Genomic DNA, 23,834 nt, shown 5'->3' on the forward strand with positions numbered 1-23,834 from the left:
GGAGGGACGGCTGTCACCGCGAACACGCGGCTGCCCCCTGAACAAGCCGTCACCCTGAACAAGCCGTCACCCTGAACACACCGTCACCGTGAACAACCCCACCCCCTCCCGCCGACTGGCCACCGCACCGAACCCGGCGGCGCGGGCCCACCCCTCCGTCTCGGCGACGTCCCGGCACTTCATCACCCACAACTGCCCGTCCCTGTTGGGCAGGACGTTGGCGATGAAGTCGAGCTGGGGATGGCGGGTCTGGGTGGTGAAGACGAGGGTGCCGCCCGGCGCGAGCAGCCCGCGGAGGCGCTCGATGGAGGCGCGGATGACGTCGTCGTCGAGCAGCAGCTCGTAGAGCCCGGACACCACGATGACGTCCGGAGCGCCCGCGTCCGGCTCCTTGGGGTCCAGCGCGTCCCCCCTCTCGTACGAGATGTTGGTGATCCCGCGCTCCTGGGCGAGCCGCTCGCCCTGCCGCAGCCCCGCCACGGCGAGGTCCCGGCACAGCACGCGCACCCGCCGGGGCCCGTGCGCGGCGGCCAGGTCCTGGAGGTAGCGCCCGGGCCCGGCGGCGACGTCGAGGACGAGGACCTCGCGGTCGGGCCGCGCGTCGAGCTGCTCCCGCAGCACGTCCTGGAGCAGCTCGCGCCGGGCGCGGATGGCGCGCCAGCCGACGGCGTTCAGATAGACGCGGTCGACGAGACGTCCGAGCCCCAGGACGCCGTGCGCACGGTTCACGTACACGTAGTCCAGCATGGTGCCGCTGTCGAAGCCGTGCCGATAGCCGATGCGGACACCGCGCGAGGACCGCCCGACGGTGCTCAACAGGCCTCGCATCACTGCCCACTTGAGGTTGCGCAGAGGTTTCGTCATGCCCGCAAGGGTCGCGCCGCGGGTCGGCGGCGGACATCCGCGGGAGTACTCGGAGCGACCTGAGTACGAACGCCACCGCCCGGGATCGGCATCCTCCTGACATCCGCGACACGCCGCCCACTTGCTAGGTTGCGAGTTGATCGCACGGCCGAACGGCCCAAGCACCGCAGGAGGTCCCCGTGTCAGGCTCCGACCCCAGACTCGAATCGTCCGCCGAGATACGCGCACGGATCGACACGAGCAAGCCGCACTCGGCCCGCTTCTGGAACTACTTCGTGGGCGGCAAGGACAACTACGAGAAGGACCGCGAGCTGGGCGACCAGATCAAGGAGATCTTCCCGGGCCTGGTGGACGTGGCCCGCACCAGCCGCCACTTCCTCGGCCGGGCCGTCCGCCACCTGGCGGGGGAGCAGGGGATCCGCCAGTTCCTGGACATCGGCACGGGCCTGCCGACCGCGGACAACACGCACGACGTGGCCCAGCGCGTCGCCCCCGACGCCCGCATCGTGTACGTGGACAACGACCCGCTGGTCCTGGCCCACGCCCGCGCGCTCCTGACGAGCACGCCGGAGGGCGTCACGTCGTACATCGACGCGAACATGTACGAGCCGGAGGCGATCCTGGCGGCCGCGGGGGAGACCCTGGACCTGTCCCAGCCGGTGGCTCTGATGATCCTGAACACCCTCGGCCACGTGTCCTCGTACGAGGAGGCGCGCGACCTGGTGAACCGCCTGATGGCGGGACTCCCGTCCGGCAGCTACCTGGTGATCAGCGACTCGACGTCCACGAGCGAGGGCATGATCGCGGCGTCGGACGCGTACAACAAGAGCGGTGCGATCCCCTACTACGTCCGCAGCGTCGAGGAGATCACCGGCTTCTTCGACGGCCTCACCCTCACCGACCCCGGCGTGACCCAGGTCACCCACTGGCGCCCGGACCCCACCACGGACACCACGGTCGCGGCCGACGCCTACGCCGGCGTGGCCCGCAAGCCCTGACCCCCGCCTTTCACCCCACCCGCACCCCACCCCGGGGTGCCCCGGACGGCCCTCCCCCAACCCGTCCGAGGCACCCCGGACGCTGCACAAATACCCGTTCATGCCGACCCCCACGAAGCTGGTAGGGTTCTACCCGTCGCCGCCACACAGCGGCCGACACGCCCCCGTAGCTCAGGGGATAGAGCAACGGCCTCCGGAGCCGTGTGCGCAGGTTCGAATCCTGCCGGGGGCACTCGTCGAGGATCAGCAGGAATCAAGTGCTGACCAGGGCGGATGCCGACATGAGAGAGCGGGAACCAGTCTCACTGGGTCCCGCTCTTTCTCATTGTTTCGCGTTGATCGCGATAGAGCTGCGCCAGACGTTCAGGGTGTCTTCTCCGCCCCAGCCCATCGTCTTCTCGATCTTCTTGTTGTCCTCCGCTTCGCTGTTGTCGATGAGCCCGGCGTAGTGGCGGTCGATGACCTCCGGGGACGTGCCCGCGCGGCGGGCCACCTTCGCGGTCGGGAGGCCGGGGGCCGGGCGTCCTGCCAGACGCGCCAGTAGCTGGAGGTGCCCACCAGGCCGCCCCGCTCGTTCTGGAACAGCCGACCGTCCGCCGCGGTGCCGAACTCCTTCACGTGCGCTCGGAGCATCGCCACGGGCGCGGGTGGGATCGGCACGGGGTGGTCGGCTTCGGGGTCCCGCATCTTCAGCTCCCGCTTGTCGTGCCGCTCGCAGTCCTCCAGGCGTAGCCCCACGACTTCCGCCGGGTGCATCGCGGCGTACAGGATGCAGCCGAAGAAGGCGACAGCCGTCAGGCTGTCACCGAAGCCCTCGCGAGGCGGCGGCGACATCCTGGCCCACGGCGACGAACCCACCCTGAGCAGCCCCCTGGTCGACGCCCTGACCCTCGCCGCCTGTACCCGCACCGAGGCGGCCGCCCACATCCGCCTGCTGGTCGCACGCAGGCCTCGACGGCGAGCTCCCCGTAGACACCCTCCGTCCCCGCCTCGGCCCCCCCCTGATCACGACCTTCGCGCCCGAGCACACCCAGGCCGTCATGTCGGTACTCGGCTGGCACCCCTCCGAGGTGACGGCCCTCCTCGCCGCCACGGCCCTGGGTGCCCGGGGCCTGTGCGAGGTCCGGGACGCCGGGCTCTCCGTCCCCTTGACCGGAGAAGGCCCCACGGTCCACCAGGTCGACCTGGGAGCAGCGTTCTCCGCCAACCGCCTGGCCCAGGACGTCGCCGACACGACCACGCTCGACAACGCCGAGGAACGCTGTCGCACCAACTGCGGCACGTCCGAGATCGACTACGAGCGGACCGAGGCGCAACGACTGAGCCGGCAACAGACGGGCCACGTCGTGCCGCGCGACCTTCTGGCCCGCATCAGGGACTTCGAGCAAGCTGCCCTCACCCGAGGAGTCACGCACACAACCGTCCGTCGGCTCACCGAGGGGCTGGGGCTCACCGGTGCGGCACTCCAGCACCTCACCCGACTCAACGCCGCGCGCGCCGACCGCCTCCCTGTACCTGTGTGGAAGCTTCAAGCCGGCAGCCGGCGGGGCTGCCTGACGCCCGTGCAAGCGATGAGTGACTGCGCGTCTTCCGAGAGGAAGAGCATGTAGACCCAATCGCCGTCTGACGACGTCACTCGTCCAAGCCTGACCGGCGGGCCGTACGCACTCAGCAGCTCTACGGCTTGCTCAAGGCCTCGTGTCTCCTGGCCCGTTCGCCTCGTGAGCCCAAGTCGGCGCCGGTAGATCTTGGCGAGCGACTCGGAGGGCATTGTCCCGTCCCAGACGATCCCCACGCCACCACTGAGCAAGGCGGCACGGGCCGAGGCCGTCACTTCGGAGCCGTCGCGCAGGAGGGCGGCTATCTGGTTTCTTTCCATGTCGGCGCTCCTGGATGAGACTGTGTTTCCTGCCGGGTGCTGATCATGGTTCCTGCCGGGTATTGATCATGTCCGCCCCTCAGGGAACAGTGCGTTCGGCTTGTGTGGGGTTGTGTGTTTCGTGATGGTGGGGTGATGTCTGCGTGAGTTTGTGCGTGGGGCGGGTTGAGGCGGCTCGGAGTTTTTTGTTTGTGCCTGGGGATCGGGCGGATCGGTTTGGCAAGGCCGTTGGCAGTGGTGCGGACGTGGTCATCCTTGACCTGGAGGACGCGGTCGCGGCGCCGGACAAGCTGCGCGCGCGGGACCATGTCGCCGCCTGGCTCGGTGCGGGCAACAGCGCCCTGGTCCGGATCAACGCGCCCGGTACGCCCTGGTGCGACGACGATCTCGCGATGGCGGCCGGGTGCGGCATGCCCGTGATGGTGCCCAAGGCCGAGGACCCCTCCGTACTCGCGGAACTGGCCTCCCGTACGGCCGGGGCCTCGCCCCTGATCCCGCTGGTCGAGACCGCGGCCGGGATCGAGCGCGCCGTCGAGGTGTGCGCCGCCCCGGGCGTGGTGCGTGTCGCCTTCGGCAACGCCGACCTCGCCGGGCAGCTCGGGGTCGCCCACGACGACCACCTGGCGCTCGCCTACTCCCGTTCCCGGCTCGTCTCGGCGTCGGCCGCGACGGGGCTGTGCTCTCCGGTCGACGGTGTGACGACCAGCGTGAAGGATCTCGACGCCCTCGCCGCCGACATCGACCACGGGCGTCGGCTCGGTTTCACCGGGAAGCTCTGCATCCACCCGGCGCAGGTGCCCGTCGTGGCCGAGCGGTTCGCGCCGACCGCGCGCGAACGGGAGTGGGCGCGGGCCGTCCTCGCCGCGGGCGACTCCGTCACCGTGGTGGACGGGCACATGGTCGACAAGCCCCTGCTGGAGCGCGCCCGTCGGATTCTCGACTCGGTAGAGGGCTGAGCGGCTTCGGCTCGGAGGAGCGGGGGAGGGGGCCGGGCCAGGCCTCCCTGGTGCTCCGGGGTGGTGGCGGCAGCCGTGCGGCGGTGATCCGGCGCGATCCGGCGCCGGGCGCATGAGGCCGACGCGAAGCCGGTGCGTACGCACTTCGTTGGCTCCGGACGGTTGCCGGGCGGCTACCGGGTGGTTGTGGGCAGCGGGGGAAAAACTATGCCGGATGGCCGCTTCGGCCCATCGACAGATGGCGTAAAAGCATTCGTCATACTTCATACATATGTATGAAGTAGGGGTGCAGGGGGTCTGCGAGAGTGCCACTCGCGGCAAGAAGCCGTATCGCCTTGGGGCCTGAGGGGGGCTTGGCAGGCGCTGTCCGGCCCGAGCGGGGCCTGCGCGGAAGCCGCGCGGGTGCCCACGCTCGTCGTGCGCGCCGCGCCGCTGCTGTCGAATCGGCTCAAGGCGTGTGCCCGGAAAGGCGGTTGCCCGGGATGCCCGACAAGGCGGTTGCCCGGGCGGGGGCATCTCTCGAGGTTTTCCGGTCGGCTGCCCGCGTGGACGCCGACCGTCTGCGAATGAGGAGGAACGTGCGTGACGGATTCGCTTCAGGAGGCCGGTGTGGTTGAGGAGTCGGATGAGAACAGGACACGGAAGAACGGCCTGTACGGGGACGTGAGCACCGAGCTCGCCGAGAACATGAAGCAGGGCTGGGCGGACACCGAGCGCAGCGGCCTGGAGCCCATCGCGCAGGCGGCGCACACCGCGCGCCGCCGGGCGGCGCTCTCCGCCCAGTTCCCCGGCGAGCTCCTGGTGATCCCCGCCGGCAACCCGAAGGTCCGCTCCAACGACACGGACTACCCGTTCCGGCCGTCCTCCGACTACGTCTACCTGACGGGTGACCAGTCGCAGGACGCCGTGCTGGTCCTGGAGCCCGGTCAGGACGGCGCGCACCAGGCGATCGCCTACCTGCTCCCGCGCTCCGACCGGGAGTCCGGCGAGTTCTGGCTCGACTACCACGGTGAGCTCTGGGACGGCCGTCGCAACAGCCTCACCGAGAACGAGCAGCTCCTCGGCCTGCCCTGCCGCGACGTCCGCACGCTGACCGAGCGCCTCGCCGCGGCCACCGGCCCGATCCGGCTGCTGCGCGGCTACGACGCGGACGTCGACGCCGCCCTGCACGACAAGGTGACCGCCGAGCGCGACATCGAGTTCCGTGTCGCGCTGTCCGAGATGCGGCTGGTCAAGGACGAGTGGGAGATCGCCGACCTGCGCCACGCCTGCCAGGCCACCGCGCGCGGCTTCGAGGACGTGGTGCGCGTCCTCGGCACGGACACGCCGACCCTGGAGCGGGCCATCGAGGGCACGTTCTGGATGCGCGCGCGGATCGAGGGCAACGACGTCGGCTACGCGTCGGTCTGCGCCGCCGGACCGCACGCCACCACCCTGCACTGGGTCCGCAACGACGGCGAGACCAGGCCGGGCGACCTGCTCCTGCTCGACGCCGGAGTGGAGAGCCGCAACCTCTACACCGCCGACGTCACCCGCACCCTGCCGGTCGACGGCCGCTTCACGCCGGTCCAGCGCAAGGTGTACGACGCGGTGTACGCGGCGCAGTCCGCCGGTATCGCCGCGGTCAAGCCCGGCGCCAACTACCGGGACTTCCACGACGCGGCCCAGCGGGTGCTGACCGAGCACCTGGCCGCCTGGGGCCTGTTCGGCGACCGGTCGGCGGACGAGGCGTACGAGCTCGGGCTCTTCCGCCGCTGGACGCTGGCCGGCACGGGCCACATGATCGGCCTGGACGTCCACGACTGCGCGAAGGCCCGCACCGAGCTGTACGTGGACGGCACGCTGGAGGCGGGCATGGTGCTCACCGTCGAGCCCGGCCTGTACTTCCAGTCGGACGATCTGACCGTGCCCGAGGAGTTCCGCGGCATCGGCATCCGGATCGAGGACGACATCCTGGTCACCGAGGAGGGCAACGAGAACCTCTCGGCCGACCTTCCCCGGGCCGCCGACGAGGTGGAGACCTGGATGGCCCGGCTGCGCGGCTGACGGCTGACGGCTGCCGCCGCGGCCGACGGGGCCGCGGCGGACAGGCGAGTGCTCAGTGGGCAGGGCACCACACGACCAGTGGAGCAGAGCACCACACAACGGGGAGGCATGCGATGGAACGGCAGGACGGCTCGCGCGGGACGCGGAGTCACGATCGTCGAGTACCGGCCGCGGTGGCCGAGGTCTTCAGGCACGGGTGGGCGGACACGGACCGGAGGCTTTTGCCCGTCTCCGGAGCCGCGTGCGCGGCCAAGCGGCGCGCGGCGGTGTCCGAGCGGTTCCCCGGGGAGCGGATCGTCGTCCCGTCGGGCGGACTCAAGGTGCGCAGCAACGACTTCGACTACGCCTTCCGGCCGCACTCCGCGTTCATCCATCTCACCGCCGAGCAGGGGACGCAGGCGGTGCCGGACAGCGTGCTCGTCTTCGAGCCCACCGGCACCGGCCACGAGGTCACCCTGTTCACCCGCCCGCGGTCCCCGCGTGACGCCGGTCCGTACGGGGCGGAGTTCTACAGCGACCGGCAGCACGGCGAGTTCTGGGTCGGCCGCCGTCGGACCCTGTCCGAGACCGCCGACGCCCTCGGCGTCGAGGCGGCCGCCCGGGACGACCTGGAGCGGGCACTCGGCGGCGACGTCCCGACCCGGGTGGTGCGCGGCGAGGACGCCCTCGTCGACTCGCTGATACCGCCGACCGCACCGGCCGACGCCGAACTGCTCGCCTTCCTCTCGGAGCTGCGGCTCGTCAAGGACGCGTGGGAGGTCGAGCAACTGCGCGCCGCCGTGGGGCACACGGTCGCCGGTTTCCACGACGTCGCCGGGGAGCTGCCCCACGCCACCCGCCTCGCGCGGGGCGAGCGCTGGATCGAGGGCACCTTCAACCGGCGTGCCCGCCTGGAGGGTTACGGCCTGGGGTTCGAGACCATCGCGGCGGCCGGAGCGCACGCGTGCGTGCTGCACTGGATGCACAACGACGGCCCGGTGCGGGAGGGCGAGCTGCTCCTGCTGGACGCGGGCGTCGAGGCCGACTCGTTCTACACCGGGGACGTCACCCGCACGCTGCCGATCGGCGGCCGCTTCACCGATGTCCAGCGCCGCGTCTACGACCTGGTGTTCGCCGCCCAGTCGGCGGGCATCGCCGCGCTGCGGCCCGGCGCACCGTACGGCGCCTTCCACGACGCCGCGACCCGCGTCATCGCCGAGGGGCTCGATGCCTGGGGCCTTCGGCCCGGCGGCACGGCGGTCCCGCACGAGTCCGCCCTGTACCGCAGGTACACCGTCTGCGGTACGGGCCACATGCTCGGCCTCGACTGCCACGACTGCGCCGCCGCCCGCAGCGAGACGTACGCGGGCGGCGTCCTCGAGGAGGGCCATGTGCTCACCGTCGAGCCCGGCCTCTACTTCCAGCCCGACGACCTGACGATCCCCGAGGAACTGCGCGGCATCGGCGTGCGGATCGAGGACGACTTCGTCATCACGGCCGACGGCGCCCTGTGCCTGTCCTCCGGTCTGCCGCGCGCCGCGGACGAGGTCGAGGCGTGGCTGGACGCGGTGCGGTGAGGACACCGGTGAGGGCGCGCCGCCCCCTGGTCGACCAGGTCTCCGGCGAGCTGCGGCAGGCCGGTGCGGTGGCGGTCGTCGGGCCCACCGGGTTCGGCAAGTCCGCGGTCCTTGACGCGGTGTGCACGGGGTGGCGGTCCTCCGGGGACCCCGTGGTCAGGCTCAGCTCGGCGCCCGCCGACGCCCACCTGCCGTACGTACCCCTGGTGGACCTGTTCACCGTGTGCCCGCCGGACGTCAGCCGCGAACTGTCGGACGTCCAGCGGTCCACGATCGACTGGGTGCTGCGCCGCGTCACCGGGCCCGAGCCCGACCCCGCGATCCTGCGCGTCACCGTCCTGTCGTGCCTGCAGAGGTGGGGGAGCAGGGCCAGACTGCTGCTGGCCGCCGACGACATGCACTGGTGGGGCCCGGACAGCCTGGACGTCTTCGGCTTCGCGGCCCGCCGCAGCCGAGGCAGCGTGTCGCTGCTCGCGGCGCTGCGGCCCGACGGCCCGCTGCCGCACGACGTCCTCGGCGGCGACGCGGTGGAGATCGCCGTCCCCACGCTCAGCCCGCAGGAGTCGGCGGCCGTCGTACGGTCCTACGGCATCCCCCTGCGGACCGCCGGGCGCATCCACACCGCGACGGGCGGCAACCCCCGCCTGGTCTCGGACATCGCCGCCGGACTGGCCCGTGCCGGAGCCACGGCCGTCCTGGACGCCCAGCCGCTGGCCCTGCACGTGCGCAAGGCACTGAGGGCCTGGCTCGCGGGCCTTGCCGCCCCCGTGCACTGGGTGCTGCTCCTCGCGGCGCTGGCAGCCGATCCGTCGGTCGACGCCGTCCGCCGCGCCGCGGGCCCGTCCGCCGACGCGGCCCTCGCCGACGCCGAGGCCGTGGGCCTGATCCGGGTGGCGGGCACGGTGCGCTTCCCCGCCCCGGTCGTACGGGAGGGCATCCTCGCCGAGGCCAGCGGCGAGGCGGTGCGCCAGGCACATCTCGCCCTGGCCGCCGCCGCGTCCGAGGACGACGACCGGGTCTGGCACGAGGCGTCCGCCCTGACCCCGGCCGAACTCCCGGCACGGCTGGTCCCCGCCCTCGCCGACGCCGCCACCGCCGCGCGGGCGAGCGGCGACCACACCCGGGCCGCCGAGTTCGGCCTCCTCGCGGGCGGCCGACCCGACAGCTCCCGGCACGACCTGCTGGTCGCGGCCGCCCGGGACGCCGAGACGGCCGGACGCCTCGACCTCGCCTGCACCGCGCTGGAGCAACTGGACCGCGGCCGGGCCGCGCCCGCGGCCCGCGCCCAGGCGCGGCTCGCCGTCGTCGACGCCGCAAGCCGGGGCGCCGCCCTGGTCGAGCACGTGGCGGCGCAGGCCCTGGCCGACGCCACGGCCGCCGACGAGCCGACGCTGGTCTCGGCGGCGCATCTGCGGCTCGCCCGGGGCCTGCAGCTCCACCGGGGCTGCCATGCCGAGGCGCTGGCGCACGCCCGGTCGGCCGCCGAACGGGCCGGTGACGTCGCGACCCACGCCTCGGCGCTGGCCCTGATCGCCCAGATCGAGCAGGGCCGCGGCGCTCCGGGCCACGCCGCGACGCTCCGGCGTGCCCTGGCCGCGGGCACGGCGGCCGGGTCCGGCCGGATCCCCGCGGAGCCGCGCCGCATCGCCGTCGGATTCGCCCTGCTGGAGGACCGGCTGGACGAGGCCGGGCGGCTCCTCGACGAGATGCGCCCGCCGGACTGCCCCGCCGACCGGCTGTGGCTGCTCGGCAGCGCCGTCCGGATCCACGCGCACCGCGGCGAGGGCCCGATCGCCCGCGATGAGGCCCACCGGCTCCTCGCGCTCACCCGTGACCTGGGCGCCTCGCCCGGCCCGCCGTGGTACGCGGCGGCGGTCGCCGAACTCGCGGGCGGCACCCTGGAGCAGGCGCTCGCCTACGCCGACCTCGGCCTGACCGCTTCGCAGGAGGACCGGGACACCGTCTTCGCGGCGCACTGCCTGCACCTGTCCGGCATGACGCGGCTGCTGCTGCGGGAGACCGACGGAGCCCTCGCGGATCTGCTCAGGGTCCGGGACCTGGTGCAGGACCTGGGCATAGCGGACCCCGCGGAGGTCCGCTACGAAGCCGACCTCGCCGAGGCGCTGGTCGCCGCCGGTGACCTGCCGGCCGCCCTGCGGACCATCACCGACGCCCGGCGCCGGGCCGAGGAGCTAGGCCGACGCGGGGTGCTCGCCTCGCTCGACCGGGCCGAGGCGCTGTACCGCACGGCGAAGGGCGAGTTCGGTCCGGCCGAGGACCTGCTCGACCGCGCCCTGTGCACCTTCGACCGGCTCGGATACCCCTTGCAGTGCGGCCGGGTGCTCCTCGCGCACGCGTCCGTGGAGCAGCGCCGCAGGCGCCCGGCCCGGGCCAGGGAACTGCAGGCGGCGGCCGACGCGGTGTTCCTCAGGGCCGGCGCGCCCCTGTGGGAGCCCGCCCGGCCGGAGCGGACGCGGGCACGTGCCTGGCCCGCCGGTCTGACGGACGCCGAGCGGCGGATCGCCGAACTGGTCACCGAAGGGCACGGCAACCGCGACATCGCGGCCGCCCTCTACGTCAGCGTCAAGACCGTGGAGGCGGCCCTCACCCGGATCTACCGCAAGCTGGAGGTGCGGTCACGGGTCCAGCTGATGGCGCTCGTCCAGAAGGACGCCCACCCCGCGCACCGGTGAAAGGACGCTTGCCCCCGCGCCGGTGAAGGGACGCTCGGCCGCACGCCGGTGAAGGGACGCTCGGCCGCGCGCCGATGAGCGTCCCTTCACCGGCGCGCGGACTCAGTCGGCGCTCCAGCCGACGGAGCTCAGGATGCTGGAGCCCGCCGTCCCCGGTGCCGCGCCGCCCGGGGCGGGTACGTCGTGGCGCACCACGCACCCGGTCATGCGTCCGCCCATGAACAGGGGGCCGAACACCGCGCGCGTGCCGATGCCGAGGGGCTCGCCCCGGTCGCAGTCGAGGACGTTGGCGTGGACCTCGGTGCTGTGGACGGCCTCCTGGGCTATCCAGGTACCGGCCTCGCGGCCCTTGGCGATGACGTCCTCCCAGACGGCCGCGTCGGTCACGGAGCCGATGTGGACGTCGAAGTTCTGGTCCCCGTCGGAGCGCTTCAGGACGAAGTCCGCCCGCCGCTCCCGCAGCAGGTCCGCCAACTTCCAGGTCGCGCCCCGGAATTCGACGGTCTCCTCCCGGATCGAGCGCGACCAGGGGATGTAGCGCTCCACGAACGCGCGGTCCCGGTCGGTCATCCAGTCCTGCCCCGCGGACAGCAGGGCGAAGAGCTGCTTGTTGGCCGCCAGGTAGGAACTCTGCGGCGTCAGCACCGCGGAGCCGCACTTCCTGATCGTGAGCAGCGGGTCGATCTCCCGGCCCGCGTCGATCCACTCCTGCGGCACGGTCCGCTCCAGGACCAGCGGGAACGCGTCCGCGCGGGAGCCGAGAGCCTCGATGAACTCGTCCGTTTCGAAGTACTCCGCCCGGATGCCCGCCTTCCGCAGGGCGTCGGCCTCGATCTCGTAGTACCTCCGGCTGCCCCCGGAGTCGGAGAGGAAGACGTCGGGGAGATAGCCGACGAGCGCCACGTACGGGTCGAGGCCGAGGTCGTCGATGACGGTGCGCAGCAGGTCGCTGCGGGTCTTGAGGGGGTCGGCGAGCGTCAGGGCGCTCAGGGTGTCCTCGGGCAGCAGCTGCCGCCACAGCTCGTTGAGGAGGTGGGCGTAGACCTGACCGCCGGTGGAGGAGCAGAAGTTGAACTCGATGAACTTCCATCCGGAGTCGGTGAGGATCACGTCCGGTCGGCCCATGACCGTCGCGTAGGCGTTCTCGAACTCCTCGTCCCCGTAGAACTCCGTCAGCCGCTCGTCGAGGCCGAGGGCCCGGTGCCGGGACACGCAGTCGTCGCCGAGGCCGCGCACCGCCCGCCGCAGCAGGTCGGCCAAGTGCGTGGTCGCGCGCTCCAGTTCGGCGCCCCGGGCCGCGGGCAGGACGACGGGCCCCGCCGGGGCGATCCGGTCGAACCAGAAGGTCCTGAAGCCCCGGAACTGGTGGTCGAAGGCGTTGAGGAGCCGACGGGGGTCCGTCACATGAGGCCCCCGCGCGGCCGTCACCCGCGTGGTCGTCGAGGTGTCTTCCATGTCTTTCCACTCCTGCTAGAGGGCTGGTGCGGCGGCCGACTCATGCCAGTACGGGGCGGACGTCCCGTCGGCCGAACTCGGCCTCCAGGGCGAGGCCGGCCCGGAACAGGCTCGCCTCGCCGAACGCGGGCCCCACGAGCTGCACACCGATGGGCAGGCCGTTTCCGGCGAAGCCGAGAGGCAGCGACATGGCCGGGTGCCCGGTGACACCGAACGGGATGGTCTGCATGTCGTTGGCCAGCTTCGGCGGCGGCCAGTCGGTGCCGAAGGCGTCGAACCGGGCCGCGGTGGTCTGGCCGCACGCCGTGATCAGCAGGTCGTGGGAGGCGAAGACCCGCCGGTCGAGCGCCGCCCCGAGGCGTTGGCGCATCCGGCGCGCCCGCTGGAGGTCGTCCGCGCCGACTCCCGCGCCGGGCATGAGCTTCTGGTAGGTGAAGCGGCCGAAGGACCGCGGCGCGCGGCGCAGGTTCTCCTCGTGCGCGGCGAACCCCTCCGCCATCAGGATGACCCGGCCGCAGGCGTCGAACAGCTCGTACGGCGGCAGTTCGCACTCCTCGACGATCGCGCCGAGCCGGTCGAGATGGGCCAGGGCCCGGTCGATGCTCTCGGTGATCTCCGGCAGGGTCCCCGGGTCCGAGGCGTACCAGGCCTTCGAGTACGCCACCCGCAGCCCGCGGACGTCCCCGGTCAGCGAGGTGAGGAAGTCGGGCGCCGGTGCCCCGTGGGTGCGGGGGTCCCGGGGGTCGGGGCCCGCGACCACCTGGAGCGCGGCGGCGGCGTCGGCCACCGTCCAGGCCAGGGGACCGAAGTGGTCCATGGTGGGCGCCAGCGGGGTGGCCCCGTGGCCGGAGACGCTGCCGTAGGTCGGCTTGAGGCCGACGGCCCCGCAGTGGAACGCGGGACCGCGCAGCGATCCGGCGGTGTCGGAGCCGAGGGCGACGCGCAGGAAACCGGCCGCCACCGCGGCGCCCGCTCCTGACGAGGAGCCGCTGGGGATGTGCTCGCGGTGCCAGGGGTTGCCCGCCGGCGGGAAGGGCAGGTCCGTGCTCGGACCGCCGAACGCGAACTCGTAGGTGGCCAGTTTGCCGAGGAGCACCGCGCCGCCGGCCCGCAGCCGGGCCTCCACGGCGCTGTCCTCTGCGGCGACGTCGGTGAGGGTCAGCCGCGAGTGGTTGGTGGTGGGCAGCCCCTCCGCGTCGAGGATGTCCTTCAGGGCGTACGGGATGCCGTGCAGCGGGCCGCGGTCGACGCCGTCGCGCAGCTCCCGGTCCGCCTGCGCCGCGCGCCGCAGCGCGAGGTCACGGGTGACCAGGACGAACGAGTGCAGCTCGGCGTCGTGCGCGTCGATCAGGCCCAGGGCGTGCTCCGTCAGCTCCACCGAGGTGAGGGTGCCGGCGCGCAGCCGCGCACCGGCCTCCGCGACGGACAGCCCCGACAGCCCCGACAGCTCGGGCGGTTCGGGTCGTTCGGACGGGGCGCCCGGCCGGGCGAGGCCGAAGTCAGACATCGGTGATCTCCACTTCCCGCAGCAGTCGGCTCATCGCGCGCAGCGAGCGGTGTCCGGCCAGGACCCCGGGCGCCAGGTCCGGCGGCATCTCGATGCCGCGGCGGGCGAGGGCCGCGGCGAACTCCCGGTCGACGGCCGCGGTCTCGGGGTCCCCACCGCCGTGCGAGCCGGTGGTCTCCTCCGTGCCGACGTGTGTCACGTACGGTCTTCCCTTCGATCCGGTCGATCCGGTCAGTGGTGCGGCTGTGCCACCAGATGGGCACAGGTGATGAGGTCCAGTGAGGCGTGCCCGGTGGAGCTGAAGACGGTCGGGCGGCCGTCGAGTCCGGGGTGCGAACCGGTCTCCAGGGCTTCCAGGTCGATCGCGGTGCGATGGATCTCGCCCGCCTCGGCGACGGCGATCTCGATGTCCTCGACGACGAGCGTGGCGGCGGCCAGGAGCGGGCGGGACAGCTCCCGCGACTCGGTGGTGTGCGCGCCCATGCAGTTGATGTGCACGTGCTCCGGCAGGTCGGCGGCGATCGGCAGCGGCCGTACGGAGGCCGTCGCCGTCGAGATGATGTCCGCGCCCGCCGTGGCCTCCGCGGCCGACGCGCGGACCAGGGCGCGCACGCCCGGGTCCGCGCGCCGGATGCGCTCGCACAGGATCTCGGCGTGCTCGGGGGTGCGGGAGTGGACCCGCACCTCCGTGATCGGGCGCACCGCCGTCACACCGAGGTACTGCTGCCAGGCCTGCACCCCCGACCCGACGATCCCGAGCACGGCGGCGTCCCGGGCCGCGCACCGGTCGGTGACCAGCGCCGTCACGGCCGCGCACTTGAGGTTGGTGACGGCCGCGCCGTCCAGGACCCCGAGGAGTTCCCCGGTCGTGGTGGAGAACACCGGGACCACGGACGTCACGGTCGGGCCCGGGCCGTCGGTGATGGTCGCGGTCTTGTTGACGCACAGCCCGTGATCGGCGCTGACGGCGGGCATGGACAGGAACCTGGCGCCGTGACCGCCGTCGACGACCTGCCGCAGCGGTACGGTCATCCGCCGCACCGCGCCGCTGCGCAGGCTCTCGCGCATCAGCGCGGCGACGGCCGCGACGTCGGACACGCCGTGCTCGGCGCAGGCGCGGATCATGCGAGGTCCGCCAGTACGTCGAGGAGGTCCGCCGCGAAACGCTCGGTCAGCTCCGTCGACATGTCGCCGCGCAGCATCATCCGTACGCCCGCCTGGCCCTGCGCCACGATCGGGAAGAACATGGCGGAGCAGTAGTAGCCGCGCCGGTAGAGCTCGGTCGAAAGGCGCACCGCCCGGTCGTTGTCGCCGACGGTGACGAACTTGATGTGCGATCCGGCGCCCCGCAGGCCGTGGTCGCGCAGCCGCTCGTCGAAGACGGCGATGTTCGAGGCCAATTGCCGCTGCCGCAGGCCGAGTTCCGGACTCCGGTGGACCTCGAGGGCCCCCAGGGTGGTGCCGACCGCGGCGGTCCGCAGCCCCTGGGACCAGGCCAGCGGCCCGGACCGGTAGAGGAACTCGAACACGTCGCGGTCGCCGACCATCGCGATGCCGCCGGTGCTGCCGAACGCCTTGGCGATCGAGGCGACGACGATCGTACGGGCGCCGAGGGTGTCGAAGACGGTGCGCGCGTACCCCTCGCCGCGCTCGCCCACGGCCGACAGCGCGTGCGAGTCGTCGAGGTAGACGAACATGCCGTAACGGTCCTGGAGGTCCTTGATGCCCTTCAGGTCCGCCTGCCCGCCGGTCGAGTAGACGCCTTCGGCGACGTAGGCCACCCGCGGGTACCGCTTGCAGATGTCCTCCAGGTACTGCATGTCGTTGTGCGGACAGGTCAGCACCAGCGTCTCGTCGGCGAGGACGGGCTTGAGGAAGTTCATGGAGAAGTGCGCGAACCGGTCGAAGACCACGACGAGGGGCTCGCCGTCGGTCAGGTGCCCGGAGGCGAGCAGCGGCAGGATCGCCGAGCTGAGCACTCCGCAGGACACCGACGGCAGCACATGGGCGCCGAAGTGCGCGGAGAGCTCCTCCTCCAGCCGCTCCATGATGCCGAGCCGGATCCGGAACTCGCCCATGGAGAGACCGGTGATCCGCTCCTGCTCCAGTGCCGCGCGCCCGGCCTCGACCACCGTGGGGTGGCTGTTGAGACCCAGGTACGAGCAGGACGAGAGGTTGGCGAACTCGTGCCCGGTGCGGATGTCGCGCAGCCGGTTCTGGCCGTCGACGGCCTCGACCACGAGGCCGAGCATCCCGTGCTCGCGGGACAGGCCCCACGCGGCCTCGCTCGCGGGCACCATCTTGCGGTTGTTGCGGTACCGGTGGGGCCCGGTGATGTCCTCGGTCATCCCGTACCCGCCGCCTGGGCGTGGAGCCAGCCGCCGAGCCTGCTCACGGCCTCGCGGGCCTTGGCGAGGCGCGAGTGGTGCAGGTGCCAGACGTGCACCATGCCGGGCCAGACCTCCAGCACACCGGTGCCGCCCGCCTCGCGCAGACCGGCCGCGAACCGCTCCGCGTCGCTGCGCAGGATCTCCCGGCTGCCCACCTGGAGCAGCACCGGGGGCAGCCCCGCGAGGTCCCCGAACAGCGGGGAGACGTACGGGAGCGTGGGCGCGGTGCCCGCCAGGTACGACGCCGACACCAGGTCCACGACCGACTTGCTGACCATGGGGTCCTCGTGTTCCAGGGTGCGGTAGCTCTCCCCGCTGCCCGTGAGGTCGGTCCACGGCGAGACGCAGGCCGCGGCGGCCGGTAGCGGCAGCCCCGAGTCCCGCAGCTTCAGGAGCGTCGTGAGCACGAGCCCGCCGCCCGCCGAGTCGCCCGCGAGGACCACGTCGGAGGCCGCGGTCCCGTCGGCGAGCAGGCTCCGGTACGCGGCCACGGCGTCGTCGAGCGCCGCCGGGTAGGGGTGCTCGGGGGCGCGCCGGTAGTCCACGAAGAACATCCGGCAGCGGGCCGCGCGGGCGATCTCCCCGACCATGTGGCCGTGGCTGCGCAGCGAGCCGTACACGTATCCGCCGCCGTGCAGATAGATCCCGGTCAGGGAGCCGTCCGTGTCCGGCGGGGTCAGCAGGTGGCCGCCCTCGCGCTGTTCGACCTTGATGTCGTCGGCGATCGGCACGCCCCATGCGTCGTAGAACAGCCGGGCGTCGTCGATGTCCTGCGGCCACTCGTCGGCGGCGAGGGTCACAAGGAGCGTGTCGAGCTCCTCGTGGTCGCTCCCTGACATGGCCGGGACGCGGTATTCCATGGGCGCCGTCACTGGTTCGTCCCGGCGGCGGCGACCCCGCGGTGGTAGCGCTGGCGCGCGGCCTCGTCCGGCACCTGGAGGCTGGGCTGCGGTATCTCCAGGCGGTAGTGCCGGTACCACTTGGCCAGCTCGACACCCTCGGCGAACTGGTACTCCAGGTGCCGGATCGGGCGGCGCGAGGGCAGGTTCGGGTCGGCGGGGCGGGGCTCGGAGCCGGCGTGCGCGTGGCCGCCGTCCACCTCGTTGAGCAGGACGACCATGACCAGGTCGGCGGACAGGTCGGCGTCCACGGCGGCGGCGTACCCGGCGAGGACCGGCTCGGTGTGCTCCTCCTTGACCGCGACGTTGTAGCTGTGCGGCATCAGTTCGAGCAGATCGGCGGGGGCCACCCCCGTGTCCTTGCAGTAGGCGCGGGTGTCGCAGACCATCGGGGTGCCGCCCGCGATGTTGGTGTTGGGGCCGTAGATGTTCCCGATGAACGGGGTGGCGGCGTCGAAGTGCACGCACTTGGTCGTCAGGAACTCGCGCTCGGTGGTGTGGTCGCCGTTGGGCGTGAAGTGCGTGTTCTTGTTGTAGCCGTCGACGTCCATGCCGGCGATGCGGTCGTAGTCCATCGCGACGGGGCTGAACCGGGAGACGTCGACGCGCTCGCCGAAGCCGCGGAACAGCGACTCCAGGTAGTCGCGGCCGACCGCGGCGTCCTGCTCCTTGTGGACGTCGAGGCCGTGGTGCGCCAGCGTCTTGGCGACGCCGTGGCAGACGGCGACGCCGTCGCCCTCGGCGACGAGCCGCACCAGTTCGAGGACGAGTTCGTCCCCGACGGCCTGGAGCCGTCCTTCGGTCAGCTCGGTGCGGTAGGCGGAGACGTCGATGACCGTGTGCTGCGGAAGCTTCTTCACTGGGATCCCCCGGTTACTTGGCGCTGGTGTGCTGCGCGGATTCGGTTGTGGGTGCGTGGAGTTGGAGCATGCGCTGGGCCCGCAGCACGAACGGCGGGGCGAGCACGCGGTCCTCCTCGACCGCGAAGCCGTAGGGCGTGGAGTGGTAGTCCTCGACCACGCTGCGGTACTCGGCGAGCTCGTCCGGGCCGACGGTGAACGTCTCGGCGACGACGTCGACCTGCCGGGGGTGGATGACCGCCTTGCCGGTGAATCCGGCGTCCCGGGCCGCCCGGCACTGCGCCGCGACGACGTCGAGGTCGTGCAGCTCGAACGAGTTGGTGTCGATGGCGGGCACGCGGTACTTGGCCGCCGCGGTGCAGAGCCGGGCCCGCGCGTGGTCGAGGTAGAACGCGTTCTCGGCGTACAGCTCGGCCGTCAGGTCCGCCTGGCCGAAGCACAGGCCGTCGCTGACCGCGGCGATGTCGGTGGCGTTCTCGACGGCGTCGACGGTTTCGATGAAGCTGCAGATCTGCGGCGGCTTCGAGGTGTGCGAGAGCAGCGACCGGTAGATGGCCACGTCGCCGGGGCCGGAGATCTTGGGGATGAAGACCACGTCGATCGGTACGCCGCCGATGGTGGCGTCCATCTCGATCAGCGCCCGCAGGTCCTCCAGGCCGTCGGGCGTCGCGATGGTGTTCACCCGCAGGCCGAGCGCGGGCAGACCGGCGCCGGTGAGATCCGCCTGCGCCAGCAGGGCGCGGGCCTCGGCCTTCCTGGCCGGGTGGACGGAGTCCTCCAGGTCGAGGACCAGCATGTCGGCGCGGACCCGGCCGGGCCGGGCGACCGAGGCGAGGAGCAGCGCCGGGGTGTAGAGCAGGCTCGCGTACGACTTCATCGCGCGTCGTCCCTTCCGAACAGCAGGTTCATCTTCTGGAGGGAGAAGTCCTCGTAGCGGATCGGCTCGTACTTCACGGGGCGGTCCGCCGCGAACTTGGGGAAGCACTCGATGACGGTGTCGTCGTTGGCCAGCTTGAAGAACACGATGGACTGCCGCTGCCGGTCGGCGAGCCGGACCCGGTGCGGCGTCGAGACGTACTCGTCGTTCGACCAACGGGCCATCAGGTCGCCGATGTTGACGATGAAGCTGTCGCGTTCCTGGACGTCGATGTCCAGCCAGCGGCCGGAGCGGTCCTGGAGCTGGAGGCCCGGGCCGTCCTGGGTGAGCAGCGTGATCAGGGTGCCGTCCGTGTGCTGTCCCATGCCCTGGTCGTTCAGGAACTCGGGGGCGACGCCGGGGTAGAGGTGCGAGCGCAGCGAGTCGTTGGAGGTGTTCGTGCGGGTGGCGAAGAAGTCCCGGGGCAGGTCGAGGGCGAGGGCCAGCAGCTCGGCGATCCGGCCCGCCACGGTCTCGCAGGCGGCGAAGTACCGCTTCAGGGCCGTGCGCAGCTGGGTGCCCAACTCGTCCTCGGGGAAAGGGAGTTCCTCGTCGTCGCGCAGGATGAGGCGTCCGGCGCTGAACTTCTCGACGTAGTCCGACGGCATCCCCGGCTTGCCGGTGTAGGCGTAGGCGTTCTCCGACAGCAGGGCGCTGTAGCCGTACGGGCTGTAGTCGTTGTCGCCACGTGCGGTGGAGGTGCGCATCGGGAACTCGCGCTTGTGCTCGAGCGGCAGGCGGAAGAAGCGCAGTGAGGTGTCGTAGGCGTCGTCGAAGACCTCGGGGGCGATGCCGTGGCCGCGTACGACGAAGAACCCGGTCTGGCGGCAGGCGTCGGAGATCTCCTCCGCGGTCTTGTGCTCGAGGTCGGGACGCTCCGGGTCCAGGTCGATGACCGGAATCATTGGTCTGCTTCCTGCTTGGGGACGAGGATCGTCCGCTCGAATTCGATCACCGTCACGTCGTCCTGGTTCCGGCCGATGGTGTGGACGGTCACGATGCCCTGGTCGGGCCGGGTGGCGGAGGGGCGCCGCGAGACGATGCGGGTCTGCGCGTAGAGCGTGTCGCCCACGAACACCGGGGCGGTCAGGCGCACTTTGTCCCAGCCGAGGTTGGCGACGCACTTGGCGCTGATGGTGGAGACGGTCATCCCGTTGACGATCCCGAAGGTGACCAGACTGGAGACGACGATCTTGCCGAACTGGGTCTGCTCGGCGTAGGCGGCGTCGATGTGCAGCGGGTGCTGGTTGAGGCAGAGCAGGGAGCTCCACACGTTGTCGGTCATGGTGATCGTCCGGCCCGGCCGGTGTTCGACGACCACGTCGGGGACGTAGTCCTCGTAGACCATTCCGTTGTCTTCCCGGTAGATACCGGGACTGATCGTGCGGAAAGAGTTGCTCTTCACTGGTCTCCTTCGTGCATGCCGGCCCGGCGCAGGGCCGAGCGGGCCGATCTGTGTGCCGCGTCGGCGGCGGTGGCTGCCCGGCCGAGTCCCCAGACGGTGCGGCCGTCCGCGTCCAGTGCCACGCAGCAGGTCACCGGTGCGCCGGACGTCGCCGCCCCGCTGAACTGGGGCTCGGTGAACGCGACACCGTGCGCGGCGGCGAGCCGGGCGACGACCTCGGTGCCGTCGGTGCCGTCGGTGCCGTCGGGCAGGGCGGGCGAGTCGTCGAGGCAGTAGGTCTCCTGGAGCAGCTGCCAGATCTCCGGCGGCTCCAGTTCGCGCCCCATGGTGTCGGCGGCGGACTGGACCACGGCCGCGAAGTCCCGGCGCAGTTCCGTCGGCAGGTCGACGCCCCAGCCCGCCTTCAGCACATAGGCGATGCCGCCCTTGCCCGACTGGCCGTTGACACGGATGATCGCCTGGTAGTCGCGGCCGACGTCCTTCGGGTCGATGGGCAGGTAGGGGACCTGCCAGGGCATGTCGCCGACGTCCTTGCCCTCCCGCTCGGCCTGCTCGGCCAGCGCGGCCAGGCCCTTGGCGATGGCGTCCTGGTGGGTGCCGGAGAAGGCGGTGTACACCAGGTCGCCCGCGTAGGGGTGGCGGGGGTGCACCGGCAGCCGGTTGCACTCCTCGACGATCCGGCGGACGGAGTCGATGTCGGAGATGTCCAGCTGGGGGTCGACTCCGCTGCTGAACAGGTTGAGCGCGAGCGTCACCAGGCAGACGTTCCCGGTGCGTTCGCCGTTGCCGAACAGGGTGCCCTCGACGCGGTCGGCCCCGGCGAGCACGGCCAGTTCCGCCGACGCGACGGCGGTGCCCCGGTCGTTGTGCGGGTGGACGGACAGGATGATCGAGTCGCGCCGGTCGAGGTTGCGGTGCATCCACTCCACCTGGTCGGCGAAGACGTGGGGGGAGTGGGTCTCCACGGTGGTCGGGAGGTTCAGGACGAGCGGCCGGTCGGGCGTGGCGTCGACGACCTCCGCGACCCGGTTCGCGATCTCCAGGGCGAGCTCGGGCTCGGTCAGGTTGAAGGTCTCCGGCGAGTACTCGAACCGGATGTCGGTCCCGGGCTCGCGCTCCGCCAGACGCACCAGGTCCTTGGCGCCGTCGACGGCCATGCGCAGGACCTCGCCGGGCGACATGCCGAACACGACCTCGCGCCACAGGCAGGCCGTCGCGTGGCACAAATGCACCACGGCGCGCTCGGCTCCGCGAATCGCCTCGAAGGTCCGCTCTATGAGTTCCGTACGTGCCGGTGTGAAAACCGATACCGTCACGTCGTCCGGGATTTCTTGCTTGACGACGAGTTCGCGGACGAAATCAAAATCGTGCGCGCTTGCCGCCGGGTATCCGATTTCTATGTCCTTGAAACCGGTCGCCACCAGCAGGTCGAACATCCGCCGCTTGCGGTGGGTGTCCATGGGGTCGGCAAGGGCCTGGTTCCCGTCCCGGAGATCAACCGAGGCCCAGATCGGCGCCCGCTCGAGCGTACCGTCCGGCCACCGCCGTGACCAGCCCGAAGTGGGCGCGATGGCGTCCCGTGCATAGCGCTGGAACGGCATGGTCGACGGGCGTTGCTGAATTCCCCGGAACTCTCGGGAAATGGACAATGGTGATCCCCCTTGCGCTTCCATCCTGCGCTGTCTCGCGTTTCTCAGCGCTCTGAGACTACGAAGCTCCGGGCTCGCCGGGGAAGTAGACCGTCCTCTATCCCTGACCCTGGAATCGGGCTATTCGGACATTGGGTCCCGTTCTGTGAAGTTCATGGTTGACGCCCCGGGTTTCATCGTTAGGGTTTCGCAGTATTGCCCGGCACCAATTCACCGCTCACGCGAAATGGCAGGCGATGGCCGAATCCACCAGTTTCGACAACCGCACGTCGGACAGAGGAGGTGCGACCCCGCGGCCCGGCCGTGTCCTCGCGGTGGCCTGCCTGGCGCACGGCATGATCGTCGTCGACACCAGCATCGTCCACGTCGCGATCCCGGCGATCCGCGACAGCCTCCACGCGAGCCTGCCGACGATGCAGTTCGTCGTCACCTCGTACGTGGTCGTCATCGCGGGCCTGATGCTGGCCGGAGCCGCGGCGGTGGCACGCTACGGCGCACTGCGGATGTTCCGGCTCGGGGTCGTGCTGTTCGGGGTGACGTCCGCGCTGTGCGGCCTCGCTCCCAACGGCGCCGCGCTGGTCGCCCTGCGGGCGTCCCAGGGGTTGGGGGCGGTGCTCGTCATGCCCGCCACCCTGGTGATGCTCACCGACACCTACCGGGAGCCCTCCCAGCGCGCCAAGGCCGTCTCCATATGGTCGATGGTCGCCGGGAGTCCGGTCGCCTTCGGCCCCACCCTCGGCGGCGCCCTGGTCGAGACGGTGGGCTGGCGGAGCATCTTCTGGATCAACGTGCCCATCGTCCTGGTCGTCCTGTGGCTCTCGGCACGGCACATGCCGTCGGTCGAGAAGGGCGCGTCCAGGGAACCGCAGGACGTGCCGGGCCAGTTGCTGTCCATCGTCTTCCTCGGCGGCCTCGCGCTGGCGCTCGCCGAAGGCCAGGAGCTGGGCTGGACCCGGCCGTTGCCCGTGGTGGCGGCGGTGACGGCCCTGGTCGCGTTCGCCGCCTTCGTGGTCCGGCAGCGGAGCTACGCGTACCCCATGATCCCGGCCGACCTGTTCCGGGCGCCCGGGTTCCGCAGCTACGTCGCGGTCGGCCTGCTGCTCTTCGTCGGCTACAACGGGATGATGTTCACGCTCAGCGTGTTCCTCCAACAGGTGCGCGGCTACGACCCGATCACCGTCGGCCTCTGCTTCCTGGCGTCCGCCCTGCCGATCACCTTCATGCCCCTGGTCGCGGGGCGCTTCGACGCCAAGTACGGGGCCCGGGCGGTGCTGGCCGCCGGTGTCCTGCTGTCCCTGGTCGGCGGGGTGGTGCTGGCCGTCGTCGGCAGCGAGGCCCCGGTCGGCACCTGCGCCGGGCTCGCGTTCATCGGGCTCGGCTTCGGCCTGGTGACCGTCCCGCAGATCACGCTCACCATGGCCGCCGCCCCGGAGCACCGCTCCGCCATCGCCTCCGGGCTGATGTCGGCGGGCCGGTCGACCGGATCCCTGGTCGGCGTCGCCCTGCTCGCCGGCCTCCAGTCCGGAGGCGGCATCGGCGCACCGGCGCTCGCCCTCGTCGCCGTCTACGCCCTGATGGGCCTGGCGGCCGGTCTCGGCGGCCGGACGCCGTCCGGCGACGCCGCCTAGCGGGCGCACCGCCCAACGGGCGCACGGCTGGTGCACATCGGCCGCCGGGACGCCGCCCACCGGGACATCGGCCCCCGGGACGCCTGCCGCCAGGCCACCACCCACCGGCCCCCTCCCCCTCCCCACACACCGG

Annotated in this window: 20 protein-coding genes, 1 tRNA gene and 1 pseudogene; 9 read left to right on the forward strand and 13 right to left on the reverse strand. The window is 71.9% G+C overall.

Annotated features, from left to right (window positions below):
• Window positions 1–66: 66 nt before the first annotated feature.
• Window positions 67–864: a class I SAM-dependent methyltransferase family protein gene (locus ACZ6AA_RS04605; protein WP_471456226.1), complete on the reverse strand. Its 798-nt coding sequence runs from the start codon at window positions 862–864 to the stop codon at window positions 67–69.
• A 179-nt stretch (window positions 865–1,043) separates the two neighbouring features.
• Between ACZ6AA_RS04605 and ACZ6AA_RS04610 the strand changes: the two genes are divergently transcribed.
• Window positions 1,044–1,862, forward strand: coding sequence for an SAM-dependent methyltransferase (locus ACZ6AA_RS04610; RefSeq protein ID WP_468452505.1), 819 nt, complete (start codon window positions 1,044–1,046; stop codon window positions 1,860–1,862).
• A gap of 160 nt (window positions 1,863–2,022) precedes the next feature.
• Window positions 2,023–2,094 (forward strand) — tRNA-Arg (locus tag ACZ6AA_RS04615).
• A gap of 90 nt (window positions 2,095–2,184) precedes the next feature.
• Here the strand turns inward: ACZ6AA_RS04615 and ACZ6AA_RS04620 are convergent.
• Window positions 2,185–2,355 (reverse strand): hypothetical protein, encoded by a 171-nt coding sequence (locus tag ACZ6AA_RS04620; protein WP_468452503.1) that lies wholly within the window; start codon window positions 2,353–2,355, stop codon window positions 2,185–2,187.
• Window positions 2,356–2,631: 276 nt separating this feature from the next.
• Here ACZ6AA_RS04620 and ACZ6AA_RS04625 point away from each other — a divergent pair.
• From ACZ6AA_RS04625 to ACZ6AA_RS04650, 6 genes and pseudogenes are all read left to right on the forward strand, one after another.
• Window positions 2,632–2,739: pseudogene (locus ACZ6AA_RS04625) on the forward strand (hypothetical protein); the annotation flags it as partial.
• A 127-nt stretch (window positions 2,740–2,866) separates the two neighbouring features.
• A complete protein-coding gene (locus ACZ6AA_RS04630; protein ID WP_471456622.1) occupies window positions 2,867–3,472 on the forward strand; it encodes a DUF1152 domain-containing protein in 606 nt (201 codons plus the stop codon).
• A 424-nt stretch (window positions 3,473–3,896) separates the two neighbouring features.
• On the forward strand, window positions 3,897–4,697 hold the full coding sequence (locus tag ACZ6AA_RS04635) for an HpcH/HpaI aldolase/citrate lyase family protein (protein ID WP_471456229.1): 801 nt from the start codon (window positions 3,897–3,899) through the stop codon (window positions 4,695–4,697).
• Window positions 4,698–5,279: 582 nt separating this feature from the next.
• Window positions 5,280–6,743 carry an aminopeptidase P family protein gene (locus ACZ6AA_RS04640; protein ID WP_468452497.1) on the forward strand — a complete coding sequence of 488 codons (1,464 nt, stop codon included), beginning with the start codon at window positions 5,280–5,282 and terminating at the stop codon, window positions 6,741–6,743.
• 113 nt (window positions 6,744–6,856) lie between these two features.
• The gene (locus ACZ6AA_RS04645; protein WP_468452495.1) at window positions 6,857–8,299 is read left to right on the forward strand and encodes an aminopeptidase P family protein; all 1,443 of its coding nucleotides are present in this window, start codon (window positions 6,857–6,859) and stop codon (window positions 8,297–8,299) included.
• Complete coding sequence (locus ACZ6AA_RS04650) at window positions 8,296–10,992, forward strand: LuxR C-terminal-related transcriptional regulator (RefSeq protein WP_471456232.1); 2,697 nt, start codon at window positions 8,296–8,298, stop codon at window positions 10,990–10,992. Before ACZ6AA_RS04645 ends, ACZ6AA_RS04650 begins: the two co-directional genes overlap by 4 nt.
• Before the next feature lie 102 nt (window positions 10,993–11,094).
• Here ACZ6AA_RS04650 and ACZ6AA_RS04655 read toward each other — a convergent pair whose 3' ends face one another.
• Genes ACZ6AA_RS04655 through ACZ6AA_RS04705 form a run of 11 tightly spaced genes read right to left on the reverse strand, consistent with a single transcriptional unit; the run spans window position 11,095 to window position 22,025 of the window.
• Window positions 11,095–12,447: a hypothetical protein gene (locus ACZ6AA_RS04655; RefSeq protein WP_471456235.1), complete on the reverse strand. Its 1,353-nt coding sequence runs from the start codon at window positions 12,445–12,447 to the stop codon at window positions 11,095–11,097.
• A gap of 40 nt (window positions 12,448–12,487) precedes the next feature.
• Complete coding sequence (locus ACZ6AA_RS04660; protein ID WP_471456237.1) at window positions 12,488–13,954, reverse strand: amidase; 1,467 nt, start codon at window positions 13,952–13,954, stop codon at window positions 12,488–12,490.
• Window positions 13,947–14,153: a hypothetical protein gene (locus ACZ6AA_RS04665; RefSeq protein WP_468452487.1), complete on the reverse strand. Its 207-nt coding sequence runs from the start codon at window positions 14,151–14,153 to the stop codon at window positions 13,947–13,949. Before ACZ6AA_RS04665 ends, ACZ6AA_RS04660 begins: the two co-directional genes overlap by 8 nt.
• A gap of 32 nt (window positions 14,154–14,185) precedes the next feature.
• The gene (locus ACZ6AA_RS04670) at window positions 14,186–15,079 is read right to left on the reverse strand and encodes an ornithine cyclodeaminase family protein (RefSeq protein WP_471456239.1); all 894 of its coding nucleotides are present in this window, start codon (window positions 15,077–15,079) and stop codon (window positions 14,186–14,188) included.
• Window positions 15,076–16,302 (reverse strand): aminotransferase class I/II-fold pyridoxal phosphate-dependent enzyme, encoded by a 1,227-nt coding sequence (locus tag ACZ6AA_RS04675; RefSeq protein WP_468481194.1) that lies wholly within the window; start codon window positions 16,300–16,302, stop codon window positions 15,076–15,078. The genes ACZ6AA_RS04670 and ACZ6AA_RS04675 overlap by 4 nt, the downstream gene beginning before the upstream one ends.
• The gene (locus ACZ6AA_RS04680; RefSeq protein ID WP_471456241.1) at window positions 16,299–17,204 is read right to left on the reverse strand and encodes an alpha/beta hydrolase; all 906 of its coding nucleotides are present in this window, start codon (window positions 17,202–17,204) and stop codon (window positions 16,299–16,301) included. The genes ACZ6AA_RS04675 and ACZ6AA_RS04680 overlap by 4 nt, the downstream gene beginning before the upstream one ends.
• Before the next feature lie 8 nt (window positions 17,205–17,212).
• The gene (locus ACZ6AA_RS04685; RefSeq protein WP_468452479.1) at window positions 17,213–18,103 is read right to left on the reverse strand and encodes a hypothetical protein; all 891 of its coding nucleotides are present in this window, start codon (window positions 18,101–18,103) and stop codon (window positions 17,213–17,215) included.
• A gap of 13 nt (window positions 18,104–18,116) precedes the next feature.
• Window positions 18,117–18,980, reverse strand: coding sequence for an HpcH/HpaI aldolase/citrate lyase family protein (locus tag ACZ6AA_RS04690; RefSeq protein ID WP_468452477.1), 864 nt, complete (start codon window positions 18,978–18,980; stop codon window positions 18,117–18,119).
• Window positions 18,977–19,924 carry an isopenicillin N synthase family dioxygenase gene (locus ACZ6AA_RS04695; protein ID WP_468452475.1) on the reverse strand — a complete coding sequence of 316 codons (948 nt, stop codon included), beginning with the start codon at window positions 19,922–19,924 and terminating at the stop codon, window positions 18,977–18,979. The genes ACZ6AA_RS04690 and ACZ6AA_RS04695 overlap by 4 nt, the downstream gene beginning before the upstream one ends.
• Window positions 19,921–20,424 (reverse strand): MaoC family dehydratase, encoded by a 504-nt coding sequence (locus ACZ6AA_RS04700; protein WP_468452473.1) that lies wholly within the window; start codon window positions 20,422–20,424, stop codon window positions 19,921–19,923. The genes ACZ6AA_RS04695 and ACZ6AA_RS04700 overlap by 4 nt, the downstream gene beginning before the upstream one ends.
• Window positions 20,421–22,025, reverse strand: coding sequence for a 2-isopropylmalate synthase (locus ACZ6AA_RS04705; protein WP_471456624.1), 1,605 nt, complete (start codon window positions 22,023–22,025; stop codon window positions 20,421–20,423). The genes ACZ6AA_RS04700 and ACZ6AA_RS04705 overlap by 4 nt, the downstream gene beginning before the upstream one ends.
• Window positions 22,026–22,309: 284 nt before the next feature.
• On the opposite strand from ACZ6AA_RS04705, the gene ACZ6AA_RS04710 reads away from it, so the two are divergent.
• Entirely contained in the window at window positions 22,310–23,701 is a 1,392-nt protein-coding gene (locus ACZ6AA_RS04710; protein ID WP_468481192.1) for an MFS transporter, read from the forward strand.
• Window positions 23,702–23,834 lie beyond the last annotated feature (133 nt).

The organism is Streptomyces sp. NPDC040610 (assembly GCF_055594065.1).